Annotated in this window: 6 protein-coding genes; 4 read left to right on the top strand and 2 right to left on the bottom strand. The window is 62.7% G+C overall.

Annotation, left to right across the window (positions count from 1 at the left end; translation table 11 throughout):
• Nucleotides 1-386: 386 nt before the first annotated feature.
• Nucleotides 387-4,466 carry a T9SS type A sorting domain-containing protein gene (locus O3303_RS03605; protein ID WP_269560701.1) on the top strand — a complete coding sequence of 1,360 codons (4,080 nt, stop codon included), beginning with the start codon at nucleotides 387-389 and terminating at the stop codon, nucleotides 4,464-4,466.
• A gap of 80 nt (nucleotides 4,467-4,546) precedes the next feature.
• Here the strand turns inward: O3303_RS03605 and O3303_RS03600 are convergent, their stop codons facing one another.
• Nucleotides 4,547-6,430 carry a CHRD domain-containing protein gene (locus O3303_RS03600; protein WP_269560700.1) on the bottom strand — a complete coding sequence of 628 codons (1,884 nt, stop codon included), beginning with the start codon at nucleotides 6,428-6,430 and terminating at the stop codon, nucleotides 4,547-4,549.
• A gap of 177 nt (nucleotides 6,431-6,607) precedes the next feature.
• Here O3303_RS03600 and O3303_RS03595 point away from each other — a divergent pair, with 177 nt between their 5' ends.
• Nucleotides 6,608-7,084 carry a nucleoside deaminase gene (locus O3303_RS03595; RefSeq protein ID WP_269560699.1) on the top strand — a complete coding sequence of 159 codons (477 nt, stop codon included), beginning with the start codon at nucleotides 6,608-6,610 and terminating at the stop codon, nucleotides 7,082-7,084.
• 256 nt (nucleotides 7,085-7,340) lie between these two features.
• Nucleotides 7,341-10,247, top strand: a complete 2,907-nt coding sequence (locus O3303_RS03590; protein WP_269561873.1) for a heparinase II/III domain-containing protein — start codon at nucleotides 7,341-7,343, stop codon at nucleotides 10,245-10,247.
• Between the two features lie 99 nt (nucleotides 10,248-10,346).
• On the opposite strand, the gene ffh is transcribed toward O3303_RS03590, so the two are convergent.
• Nucleotides 10,347-11,696, bottom strand: coding sequence for a signal recognition particle protein (gene ffh, locus O3303_RS03585; RefSeq protein ID WP_269560698.1), 1,350 nt, complete (start codon nucleotides 11,694-11,696; stop codon nucleotides 10,347-10,349).
• 334 nt (nucleotides 11,697-12,030) lie between these two features.
• Here ffh and O3303_RS03580 point away from each other — a divergent pair, with 334 nt between their 5' ends.
• Complete coding sequence (locus O3303_RS03580) at nucleotides 12,031-13,353, top strand: glycosyltransferase family 4 protein (protein ID WP_269560697.1); 1,323 nt, start codon at nucleotides 12,031-12,033, stop codon at nucleotides 13,351-13,353.
• Nucleotides 13,354-13,461 lie beyond the last annotated feature (108 nt).

Here is a 13,461-nt window from a genome sequence, read left to right as displayed (position 1 = left end):
TCCTCTTTCCCACAACCAAAACACCTAAATATTATTTAGATGTTTTTGCTATCCTCAATTATCGGGCCAGAATAAACAATAGAGAATCCGGCAAGACACTTTGCAGTCTTCAAATCACGTTTATGCATTATACCGCTATAATCTTTTCACAACTTCATCAAAAAATAATGAGCCCAATAGCACCAGATGATAAAATACGCTTATAATTGTGCTCAATAAGCGCACTTTAATTTAACTATTTCAATAAATCCATATAAACAATTACTTTACTATATATTGAAATAAACCAAGAATGCCTTCCACTCCTAACCCTTCCACAGATGAAAACACTATTTCCCAAATGGCCTGGAGCAGCTTCTTCCATACGGTACCTTGGCGGCAGTCTGTTGCTGGGCTCACTGCTGAGTACTACGCTGGGTTGCTTTTCAGAAGCACGGGCGCAATTCCCACGAATTGAGTCGTTTAAAAACAATTCGGCTACGGGCTTCACGGTGGGGGGCAGTGCCTCGCTTACCGGTGGCGCAGGCGACCCGAACGGCCAGGGCTATCTGCAGCTTACCTCAGTAGTCCTCAATCAGTCGGGCTTTGCGGTAGACCAGACGGCCTTTGCTGCACCGCAGGGCTTCGGTATATCGTTTGAGTTTTTCGCGTATGGCGGCACCGGGGCCGATGGATTTTCGTGTTTTCTGTTTGATGGCAGCACAGTTACGTTTGCGCCGGGGGCTTCGGGCGGCTCGCTGGGCTACGCGCAGAAAACCGTTGACCCCATCAGCAACGGGGTGCCCAATGGCTACATCGGCATTGGCATAGACGAGTTCGGCAACTATGCCAACCCTACAGAAGGGCGCATCGGCGGCCCAGGCTCCACGCCGGATGCCGTGTCCATCAGAGGCGCTGGCAACGGGCGCAGCGCCACCGACTATCCCTATCTCGACGGGAGCGGCACGCTTCCTTTCAGCCTAGACGTTCCCACGGCCAGGGCGCAGGTAGGCAGCGGCGACTACCGCCGGGCCTACATCGACCTAGTGCCCACCAATGGCACGTACCAGGTTACGGTTCGAATTCAGCACGGCAACCAAGTGACTACGGCCATCCGCAGCGTACCGGTTCCGACGCCGCCCCCTACCCTGCGCATCGGCTTCTCGGGTTCGACCGGCGGTAGTACCAACGTACACGAAATCCGCAATCTGGCCATTGTGCGGGCACCGTTTGCCAACGACGACCTGGCCGGCACGCCCTTCAACCAGGCCGTTAGGCTGAATGTCCTGGCCAATGATGTTGCGCCGGGCAGCAATTTCGACCCGGCCACGGTAGACCTCGACATCAGTGCTACCGGGGTTCAGCAAACGCTGTTGATACCGGGCCAGGGCACGTTTTCGGTGACTGCGCAGGGAGAGGTGGTCTTCACGCCTTCGGGCACGTTCTCGGGCGTGGTCACGGTTCCGTACACGGTTCGCAATGTACTCGGCGACCAGTCCAGCCCGGCCAATATCACCATCATCGTGCAGGGAGCCGATGTGGCCACTACCGTAAGCGGCCCCAGCACTGCCAATCCTGGTGCCCGCATCACCTACACGCTCAACACCACCAACCTGGGCACTGAGCCCGCCACCAGCGTGGTGCCCACCATTCTGCTGGCACCCAACCTGCCAGCCGGCAGCGTAACGCTTCCGGCCGGTGCCACTTACACCGCGGGCACAGGTCTGGTCACGTTTGCTACCATTCCCAGCATTGCGGCCGGCGCCAGCCCGTTTACCAACTCCGTGACCTTCACGGTGCCCGAAACCGGCACCACAACCATCACCGGCACGGGCAACTCGACGGCCGCCACCCCGGACCCGGTTTCGACCAACAACACGTCGGCCATTACCACCCAGGTAACGGGCCTGGCCAACATCGACAAGGTCTGCTCCGAGCCGGGCAAGGACGGGCCGGGCGCGCTTACCGCCTCCTCGGTGCCCAACACCTACTTCCAGATAGCCAGTGGCACCGTGGTGAATGCCGGCAATACCAGTATTCCACTGGCGGCGGCCGCCAGTGGCAGCACGCCCATCAGTGCCGGCGATATTGTGCTCATCATGCAGATGCAGGGAGCTGATATCAACACAACCAATACAACGGCCTATGGTACCAGCACCGGCAACTACACGGCCGGCCAGTATGAGTATGGCATTGCGCTGAACAGCGTACCAACCACCGGCGGTACGCTCACGCTGGTGAAGGGCGTAACGAACGGCTATGTAAACCAGGATTTCGGCGGTACGCTCACGGGCCAGCGCCGTTTCCAGGTGATTCGGGTGCCGCAGTACTCCAGCCTGAACGTGAGTGGCGCCGTTACGGGCGCTGCCTGGAACGGCCGCGCAGGCGGTGTCCTGGCCCTTGATGTAGCCGGCAAAACCACGTTTGCCACTAGCGCTTCCCTAAACATGGACGCCAAGGGCTTCCGGGGCGGCGCCGGCCGTAATTTGGCCGGCAGCACGTCTTACAACAGCGCCATCTTTGTGGCACCGGCCACTAACGCCGCACACGCTGCGAAAGGGGAAGGCTACGCGGGCACGCCCCAGTACACGTACAGCGGCACCGCTTTGCAGAACAACTTAGTGGAAGGCTACTTCGGCGGCAGCCAGGGCCAGGGCGCCCCCGGCAACGGCGGCGGCGGCGCCACCGACTACACCCCCGGCACCAATTCCGGCAATGCCGGTGGCGGCGGCGGCAGCAATGGCGGCGCGGGTGGCACTGGTGGCTTTGGCTTTGGCTCAGGCGGCACCGGTGAAATAGCAGATGGGGGACGAGCCGCTTCCGGCACTTCGGCCAGCCGCTTGCTGCTGGGCGGCGGCGGCGGGGCGGGCTCTTCCAACGATGCCACTGCCCTGCGCGCCAGCGGCGGCACCGGCGGCGGCATTATTGTGCTGCGTACGGGAGCCATTGCGGGCACGGCCACCCTGAGCGCCAACGGCGGCAATGCCCCCGCTACTCCGAGCGACGACCAGGGCGGCGGCGGCGGCGGCGCGGGGGGCGCTATCGTGGTGCTTGCCACGCCTCCCAGCGGCGTGGCCAATGGCCTGAGCGGCCTGACCATCAGTGCCATTGGCGGCACCGGCGGCAGCGCCAATACCGACCAGAACCAGACTACTCAACGCACTGGCCCCGGTGGCGGCGGCGGCGGCGGACTTATCTTCAGCAACGGGGCATTTGCTAATTCTGGTGCAACCGGCAATACGTCACCTGTACGCCCCGGCGCAAACGGAGTTACCGATGGGAACAGCGCCGCTGCCTTCGGGGCAACGGCTGGCACTACCGGCATCATCACGCCCAGCGTTGACCCCGCCACTACGCCCATCGTGGCCGGGGCCGGGGCCTGCGAGCCGGTGCTGAATGCTGCCCTGAGCACCAGCACCCCTAATATTACGCGCACTGGCGGCGCGGGCAGCGCAGTCAATCCGGCTACCTACCTGCTGGCCGTGTCGAATACGGGCGGCGCGGCTACCAACGTTACGGCCACTGCCTCGCTGGCAGCCAACATTGTGGGCTATGATGCCTCGTTTTCGCCGACGGTGACGCTGACGCTGGCCAACGGTACCACCTCCACGCTTGGCAGCGGCAGCTACACCCTTCCCACGGCCGATGGCACCAGCACGCCGGCTTTCGGCGGCCTGAGCATTCCGGCTGGCGCCACTACCACCATTGCCTTCCGCGCCCGGCTGGCGGCCACCGCGCAGGACAACTTCGCATACCAGGCCAGCGTGCTGCTGCAATACCTCGATCCGACGCGCCTGACCACGCCTAAGACGGTACAGCCGGGCCTGACCTACGACAGCTACACTGGCGCCGGGGCCGGCGTGGCCGCCGCCCCCGGCAATGGCTACTCCGGTAGTTTCAGTACGTCCGAAGATGTGACCATCGCGCGGCCTTTGCCAGTGGAGCTGAAAGCTTTTGAAGCCAAAGCCGTGCAGCTGGATGCCTTGCTGACCTGGACTACCGCCAGCGAGGTGAACAACGACCGGTTTGAAATAGAACGCTCTTTCGATGCGCGCAGCTTTGAGCAGGTAGGCACTGTACGCGGCCAGGGCACCACCAGCCGCAGCACCGACTACGGCTTCACGGATGCCGGGGCCGGCCGCCGCGGCTCCCAGCTCGCCTACTACCGCCTGCGCCAGGTTGATACCGATGGCAAGGAGTCGCTCAGCCCGGTGCGGGTAGTCCGGTTCTCCGGGCTCGACAAAACCGCCGTCAGCCTCTACCCGAACCCAGCCCCGGGCCGCACCACCCTCGACCTGACCGGGCTGCCCGCCGGCACCTACCAGATCCAGGTGCTGGACCTAGCCGGCCGCGCGGTACAGAACTACACCTTGGAAGGCGCCAATAAGCATCCGCTGAACCTGCTCAGCCTGCCACAGGGCTCTTACGTGGTACGTGTGGTAGGCCAGGGCGTGAGCCTGGCACTGCCTCTCACGCACCACAACTAGCGCTTGCTGATAGGCAGAAAACCTAAAAAAGCCCCTTCGGATGTTTCCGAAGGGGCTTTTTGCATCAGGCAATCTGTTGCCTACTCTTTTACAATCCGGCTTACCATACGGCTTCCCTCCGACTCTACCGTGAGCAGATACACGCCCGGCGCTACTCCGGGCAGCAGCAGCGTCTGGCGGTTGGCGCCCGCCCGAACGGCAATGGCCTGCGTGGCGACCGTGCGGCCCAGCAAATCCTGGATCTGCAGGGTGCCGCTGTTGGCGCGACGGGCCTCAAACGTCACCGTCAGCGCGTCGCGAACGGGGTTGGGATAGGCCGCGAAGCTCTCAGCAACCAGCGCGGCGGGCTGCGTAGCCAGCACAATACTCAGGTCTTTGGCGCCACGGAACACCTGGCCGCGAATTTCGCCGCCGGGGTTGGCCGCCGTGTGGATGTTTACATACATACTGTCGCGGCGGAACTGCAGGGCGCGGCGCGCCGTGAAGGGCCGGGTAGCGTTGGTGCCGGCATTGCCAGTGGGCTGCCAGAAACCCTCGGCCGAAATGGCGGCTCCGCCGCTGGGCCCGAAAAATGGCGCCAGATCAAACACCACCGGGCCAGCCTGCGTGCGTAGCGCCGAATGGAAGTGCCCTACTGTGACGGGGCCACTCAAGCCGCCCCAGGCCATACTGAAGTGCACGTTGCTCTGGTCGCGGTCCATGCTCACGAAGCCGGAGCCGTAGCCAGCGCTGACGACGGGCGTAGGCCGCTCTTGGGCGCCATTCATCGAGAACGTATAGCCTTCCCGCGCTAAGCGGTAAACCTGACCGCGAATTTCACCATTGGGATTAGCGGCTGTGGTGAAAACCATGTTCACGCCACCCTGCAGAAACAGGTTTATCAGCGCCGGGGTTGGACTCGTGAACAGTACCGAAAACGCCGCCGGGGTTCCGGCCGGAATGGCGACGTTGGCTATCGGAGCAGCCGGGTTAGCCTGCCCGGCATCTGCCTGAAACAGCGTGAAGTTGGTGGGCGCACCGCTCAGGCCGGTGTGAGCCACAAAAAGCCGAAGCGAATCCAGCGTGGTATTAAGCCGCAGAAACGAGACGGCCCGGGCCGTCGTCGTGACAGCCGGCACCATTTGCGCCCCGTCGAGGCGGGCATCGTGGCTCAGGTAGCGCGCATCCCGGATCAACTGGCCCCGAATTTCGCCGCCAGGGTTGGCGGCCGTATGCACGTTGATGTAGATCTGCCCGGCCAGCATAGCCGTCACGATGGCGGGCGTGGGCGCCACCTCGCCCTCAATTACGTTGCCGCTTACAAACGACATCAGGTCCAGCACCACGGGGCCTGCGGCACCGGCGGCACCTTGGTGGAAATGGCACATGGTAATCGGGCCGCTCAGCCCGCCTACCACTACCCGAAACTTCAGCTTGTCCTGGCTCTGCGCCAGATTGAACGTGCCAACGCCTACGCCGTTGGTTGTTACGGGCGGCACTTCCTGCGCGCCCGATAGCGACGCCACAAACTCTTCGTCCTTCTCCACCTCAATCTGACCCCGGATTTCACCGCCGGGGTTGGCCGCCGTATGAATGTTGAGGTAGTAGCCGCCCCGCAGGTAGCGGTCCAGCTTGCCCCGGTCAATGTCGGCCCCGGTCAGGAAGCCCTGGATGCGGTTGCCGCGGATAAAGCGGAACAGATCCGTCACGACTGGCCCGGCCACGCCGCGAAAGCCGTTGTGGGTGTGGGCCATCGTAATCGGGCCGCTCAGCCCCGTGAAGGAGCCCGAAATAAAGAGTGTGTCGCGGGTAGGATTGAGCGTGAAGCTGACGGCCCCGCGGGCAGCCGTCGTGACGGCTGGCACTTCCTGGGCCCCGCTGAGCGAAGCCCCCAATAGCAAATGTGCCCGCAGGTGGTCGGCAAAAGCCGAGCTACTGCCGAGTAGCGTGCACAGCAGCAGCAAACGAGTAAGAAATTGTTTCATGGAACCAGGAAATAGAAATGAACGGAATGACAGTTGGTTATCAGGCCAACTCGTTGTAATCTACCATTTCGTTGTCTGCAGGTTATGTATAAAATTGCGTCATTGCGGGCTTACCCGCCGTTGTCGCGGCCACTGGCGGCACCAAACCGTCTTTTCCGTTCTCTATTCTACTCCTTTATGGAAGCTCCCAACCCCGAATTCATGCGCGAAGCCATTCGCCTGTCTATTGAGAAGATGCAGGCCGGCCACGGCGGGCCGTTTGGCTGCGTCATCGTCAAAGACGGCCAGATCATTGCCCGCGGCTTCAACCAAGTCACCAGCACCCACGACCCCACCTGCCACGCCGAGGTGGATGCCATCCGGAAAGCCTGCGCCACACTGGGCACCTTCCAGCTCAACGGCTGCGACCTGTATACCAGCTGTGAGCCCTGCCCCATGTGCCTGGGCGCCATCTACTGGGCCCGCCCGCGCCGGGTGTTCTACGGCAACACCAAGGCCGATGCCGCCGCCATCGGCTTCGATGACCAGTTCATCTACGATGAAATTGAGAAGCCCCTCTCCGACCGGCAGATTCCCATGACCGAGTTGCTCCGCGACGAAGCCACGGCTGGTTTCCGGGCCTGGGAACAGCACGAAAGCCGCACAGATTATTAAAAGCATTTATTATATAATTCCGCTGCGAAACTTCACCCGGCCTGCCGCAAAAAATGTGCGGGCCGGGTGTTTTTTTTTCTTTCACCAGCCCAAAACATCATTCATAAGTCCATTAAATAGACAATAAGTCCATAAAATATAAACTATCATTCGCTCTTACCCTGCTTTTCCAGACTCTAACTTTGTATCATAAATATGATTAAACAAATACTCATAAGTGAAGCCATTACCTTTTCTGCTTGCGGCAGTGTGTTGGATGTTCTGCCTGAGCAGCCATGCCCAAACCGGCGCCTGGCTGCCTGCCGGCGCTAACGCGGCATATCCGCGCACCCTGCTGCAGGCCGCCGACATTCCGGCCGTGCAGGCTACGCTGGCCGGCAGCCGCAGCGCCTACACGCTCTACGCCGGCCTGTATGCCGGCACCGGTGCCACCCCACCCACTGATAACACCTCTTCCGGCGGCCGGCGGGCGCGGGCCACATTTGCCAAAAATACGGCTTTCGTGCTGCTGCTGAACCGCCGGCCCGATGGCGCGGCACTGGTGCCGCTCACCGAGGCCGAGCAAGCGGCGCTGCTGAGCGGCGCGCAGTCGGCCCTGGAAACGCTGAACTTTGCCGTAGAACCGTTTGCCAGCTTTGCGGGAGCCAGCTATACGGAGTGGCAGTGGCGCTCCAAGGAGCTGATTGACTACCTGATTGCCTACGACCTGCTGCGGGGTGCCGCCGTGCCGGAGGCTGCGCTGGCCACGGCCAAAGCCCGCCTGCAGACGTTTGCCGGCAACCTGTACCAGCAAAGCAACCAGCCGTTTTTCGGGGTGAGCTTCTACGCCACCATCAAAAACAACCACACCCTGATGACAGCCGCCGCACTGGGCATGGCGGCCGTGGTGCTGAACGATGCCACCAGCCTCAACACCCAGCAGCAGCCCCAGAACTGGATCAATGCGGGCATATACCACCTCGACAACGTGCTGTGGCAGGATGCGCAGCGGCAGTCGGACCCGGCGGTGGTAGCCGGCTACGCTGAGGGGCCGTATTATTTCAAGTATGCCTTTCTCAACTGTCTGCCCTTCTTCCGGGCGATGGGCCACTTTCTGCCGGCCGGCACGCTACCCTACACCGTGGGCAGCCGCACCCGCGACATCCCCAACCCCTACTACGACCCGCGCTACTCCCGCCTATACGACTGGATTACGGCCATTTTGCTACCCGACGGCCGGCTGCCGGCCCTGGAAGACTCCTACGTGGATATGGGCATGCCCGAGTTGGCCCTCACCGGCCAGCGCCGCTACGTGCGCCCCCTGGCGCTCCGCAACCTGGCTCCTCAGCAGCTCAACACCCTCAGCAGCCAGCTGCGCGACATCACCGTGGACATGCGCGCGGCCTACCTGGCCGCCAACCTTCAGCCGCTGGCCGCCCCCGCCGATTCGGGCCTGACGGTGCTGCCCGCCAGCGGTAACCTAGTGTTCCGGAGCGGCCCCGACACGCTGGCCACCTACCTGCACCTGTACGGCAAAAACGGCGCGGCCCAGACCAATTCCGGCGGCCACAGCCAAGCCGATGCCGGCAGCTTTCTACTGCACGCCCACGGCCAACTGCTGGCCCTCGATGCCGGCTACCTCAGCTACAGCCGCCGCGCCGAAGTTGGCAACGCCACCAACCACAACCTGGTGCTGGTCGACGGGGCCGGCCCAGCTATCGGCACAACCGGTGCGGCCAACGATGCCGCGGCCTTCGTCCAGAACACCTTCCAGACCAGCGGCCTGCGTTACGGCGAGGTACAAACCAGCTACCAGCAGGCCAGCATCACGCGGAAGGTGCTGTTTGTGCGCGGCACCTACTTTCTGCTGGCTGATGCGCTGGCCGCGCCAGTGCCGCACACCTACACCTGGCAGCTGCACGGCTACGGCCTGGCCGGCGGCACAGCCGGCACCGGCACCTTCACCGACAGCCTGACGGTGGGCGCCGGCATCTGGCACAAAAACGGCGTGCAGCTGCGGGCCCAGGTGGTGGCCACGGGCGGCACCACCTACACGGCCGCCACCGGCAGCCATGAGCTCACCTACAACACGCCAGAGCAGCACACCACGCTGCTGGCGCACGCCACCGGCACCAGCCCGCAGTTTCTGGCGGCCCTGTATCCGTACACGTCGGCCGCGCCGCGCCTGCTGGCGGCCAGCACCGCCAGCACGGCCACGCTCAGCAGCCATGCCGCCTTCACCGACGTGGTCTTCGCCCAGGCCGATACGGTGCTGAGCACGGTGGTGTCGGCGCTGCCTGAAATGGTAGCGGCCGATGGACGCCTGAACTTCTACTCCACCGATTCGCTGGGCAACTTCGCCCAGCTGTTTGTGCAGGACGGGCGGCTTCTGCAGTATGGCCCCCAGCCCATGCTGCAGGCCAGCCGCCGCGCCACCCTGAGCTGGCAGCAGCTGAGTGGCACCCAATACGAAGGGTACGCCAGCCGCGCCACTGAACTGGTGCTGGCTCTGCATTTCGTGCCGGGCAACGTCACGGGCGCCGGGGTGCGCAGCTTCACTTATGATGCCAGCACCCGCCAGCTGACCCTCACCCTCATTCAGGCGGGCCGCTTCTTCGTGTCGGCGGCCGCGCGGCCGCTGCCGGTGGAGCTAGTGCGTTTCGGGGCCGGCCGCCAGCCCGACGGCACCGTACGCCTCAGCTGGCAAACCGCCTCCGAGCTGCGCAACGCCGGTTTCACGGTGGAGCGCCGCACCGCCGCCACCACCTTCCGGGCAGTAGGCAGCCGGCCCGGCCGCGGCACCACGGCCGCTCCCACCAGCTATACCATTGATGACCTCACGCCCCCCATCGAGCCGACGTATTACCGGCTCGTGCAGACCGACCACGACAACGCAACCACCTACTCGGCCGTGGTGATAGTGCCCGGCGTTGTCCGGCAGCCCAGGGTGCTGGTGCAGCCCGTTCCGGCCAGCCAGGAGCTGACCGTTTCGTTTGCGGGGGCAGCGCTTGGCCAGCAGGTGCAGCTGTTCAACGCACTGGGGCAGCTGGCTTTGCAAGCGCCTTACCAGCCACAAACCCGCCTTAACATCAGCCACCTACCGCCCGGCCTATACCAGCTACGGCTGGTTGATACCTACGGCCAGCCCCTGGCCCCCACCGAAAAAATACTGATTGTGCGGTAAAGCCATCCGCCACTTTCCTCCAACGAAAAGCCCCTGCTGCAGCTGCAACAGGGGCTTTTTGTTGGTGCAAGTGCTGCCGCGGTAGCCGGCAAAACCGGTTTAGCGCAGCGGACCTTTCATGCCCATCATGCGGGCCATTTGCTGCATGCCGCCTTTGGTCTGGCTCATCTTGTTCATGGTACGCATCATTTTGCGCATGTCCTCGAACTGCTTCATCAGGTTGTTGACCTGCTGAATATCGGTGCCGGAGCCTTTGGCCAGGCGGCGGCGGCGCGAGCCGTTCAGCAGCTCGGGCTGGGCACGTTCGGCGGGCGTCATGCTCTGGATGATGGCCTCAATTGGCTTGAAGGCATCGTCGTCGATGTCCACGTCCTTGATGGCCTTGCTCATGCCCGGAATCATGCCCACCAGATCCTTCAGGTTGCCCATCTTCTTGATCTGCTCCAGCTGCGAGAGGAAGTCATCGAAGTTGAACTGGTTTTTGCGGATCTTCTGGTTGATGCGCTTGGCCTCGTCCTCGTCGAACTGCTGCTGCGCACGCTCTACCAGGCTGATAACGTCGCCCATGCCCAGGATCCGCTGCGCCATCCGGTCGGGATAGAACATATCCAGGGCCTCCATTTTCTCGCCCGTGGAGATGAACTTGATGGGTTTCTCCACCACGGCCCGGATGCTCAGAGCCGCACCGCCACGCGAGTCGCCGTCGAGCTTGGTGAGCACCACGCCGTCGAAGTTCAGCCGGTCGTTGAAGGTTTTGGCGGTGTTCACGGCGTCCTGGCCGGTCATGGAATCCACCACGAACAGCGTTTCGGAAGGATTGATGGCGCGCTTCACGGCCTCAATCTCATTCATCATCTGCTCATCCACGGCCAGGCGGCCGGCGGTGTCGATGATGACGACCTTCTTGTTGTTTTTGCGCGCGTACTCAATGGCATTGCGCGAAATGTCCACCGGGTTCTTGTTCTCGGGCTCCGAGTACACCTCCACGTCCACCTGCGTACCCAGCACCTTCAGCTGGTCGATGGCGGCGGGGCGGTACACGTCGCAGGCCACGAGCAGCACCGTGCGGTTCTGCTTCTTGAGGTAAGCGGCCAGCTTGCCCGCAAACGTGGTTTTGCCCGAGCCCTGCAGGCCCGACAGCAGTATCACCGCCGGCTCGCCCTTGATAACGATGTCCTGCTTTTCGCCGCCCATGAGCTGGGTGAGCTCATCGTAGACGATTTTGGTCATGAGCTGGCCCGGCGACACGCTGATGAGCACGTCGCGGCCCATGGCCTCGTCCTTGATTTTGTCGGTTACCTCCTTGGCTACCTTGTAGTTGACGTCGGCATCGACGAGGGCGCGGCGGATTTCCTTAACGGTCGCGGCGACGTTAATTTCGGTGATGCTGCCCTGGCCCTTGAGGGTTTTAAAGGCTTTATCGAGCTTGGTACTGAGGTTATCGAACATTTAATCGCAGATTTTGCAGATTTTTTTTGATTTCGCTGATTCGGTGCCGGCCTCAGGAGGCGTTGCGCAGCACGATGCTTTCCAGAATTTCCAGGCGGTGTAGCATATCCGCCCAGCGGGCTAATGTTGATGCGGCAGCGTTGGACACGACACCTGGCGCCTGACTCACGGAACCGGTTCCACTGGGTAGCGGAGCTGGAAGTGGTCCGTTGATGGCGTCAGATGGCATAACTGGCAGCGTGCGAATGAAAAACGGGTTTAGCCTTCAAAAGTAACCAGAAAACCCCGAAAGGCCGCATCTGTGTACCTTCGCGCTTTGCTTAGCCTTTTGCCTGTGTCTGCTGCCCGCCCGCTTCGTTTGCTTGTCATCACCTACTACTGGCCGCCGTCGGGTGGGGCGGGCGTGCAGCGCAGCCTCAAGTTCGTGAAGCACCTGCCGGCGCTGGGCGTCGAGCCCACGGTCATTACCGTCGACCCCGAAAAAGGCGCGTATCCGGTGCTGGACCATTCGCTGGCGGCCGAAGTACCGGCCGGCGTGCGCGTGATTCGCACGGGCACTTCCGAGCCGTTTGGCTCCTACAAGAAGCTCACGGGGCGCCAGCAGATTCCGTATGGCGGCTTCGTGGGCGAAAGCAAAACCAGTTTGGCGCAACGCTTTTTCAAGTTTGTGCGCGGCAACCTGTTCATTCCGGATGCCCGCCGCGGCTGGAACCGCCACGCCCTGCAGGCCGTGGCCGAGCTGATAGCGCAAGGCGAGCAGTTCGACGCCGTGCTGACCAGCTCGCCACCGCACTCCACCCAGCTTATCGGGCTGGCCCTGAAGCAGCGCTACGGCCTGCGCTGGCTGGCCGACCTGCGCGACCCCTGGACCGACATCTACTATCACCAAGAGCTCAACCAGACGCCGCTGGCCCGCCGGCTGGATGCACGCTACGAGCGGCAGGTACTGGAGCAGGCCGATATCGTACTGACTACCAGCGCCGACACGCGCCAGCTGTTCCTGGGCAAGTCGCCTGGGCTGCCGCCCGGCAAGTTCCACGTGCTGCCCAACGGCTACGACGAAAGCGACTTTCAGCTTCCTTCCGAGCCGCCGACTGAAGCGCTGCTCATCACCCACACCGGCACCATCTCCGAAACCTACCACATTGAGCTGTGGCTGAGTGCCGTGGCCGAGTGCGCACGCCGCCACCCGGCAGTGCCGCTGCGGCTGCGCTTCGTGGGCAAGGTGTCGGACGGGGTGCAGCGCCAGCTGGCCGACAACGGCCTGCTGCCCATCACGGAGCTGGTGCCGTTTGTGCCGCACGATGAGTCGGTGGGCTACCTGCGCCGGGCCACGGTGCTGCTGATGGCCATTCCGGACGTGCCGCACAACCTGGGCATTCTGCCGGGCAAGATATTCGAGTATCTGGCGGCCAACAAGCCCGTTATCTGCATCGGCCCCGCCGGCTCCGACGCCGACCTGCTGCTGCGGGAGTGCGGCGCCGGCCAGGCGTTTACGTACGGCGCTTACGAGGCCATGCTGGCGCATCTGGAGGAGCTGGTGGCGCAGTGGCAGATCAACCCTTCGCTGGATCTGCCCTCGCTCGGCCACGCCCGCTACTCGCGCCGCGCCCTCACGGAGCAGCTGGTGGCGCTGGTGCGGGGTGGTGTAGCATAGGCTTTAGCCTATGCCGACTTGCGTCTTGTCAGTTGTATCCGTTCAAACTCCATCTGGCACAACCGAAGGTCATGCTACACCATTACCTTTGCGCCCCACTCCTCACCC

The sequence above is a fragment of the Hymenobacter canadensis genome (genome assembly GCF_027359925.1).
GTDB classification, from domain to species: domain Bacteria; phylum Bacteroidota; class Bacteroidia; order Cytophagales; family Hymenobacteraceae; genus Hymenobacter; species Hymenobacter canadensis.
The sequence above is the reverse complement of the archived record's forward strand: the minus strand, read 5'-3'. Positions and strand labels throughout refer to the sequence as shown.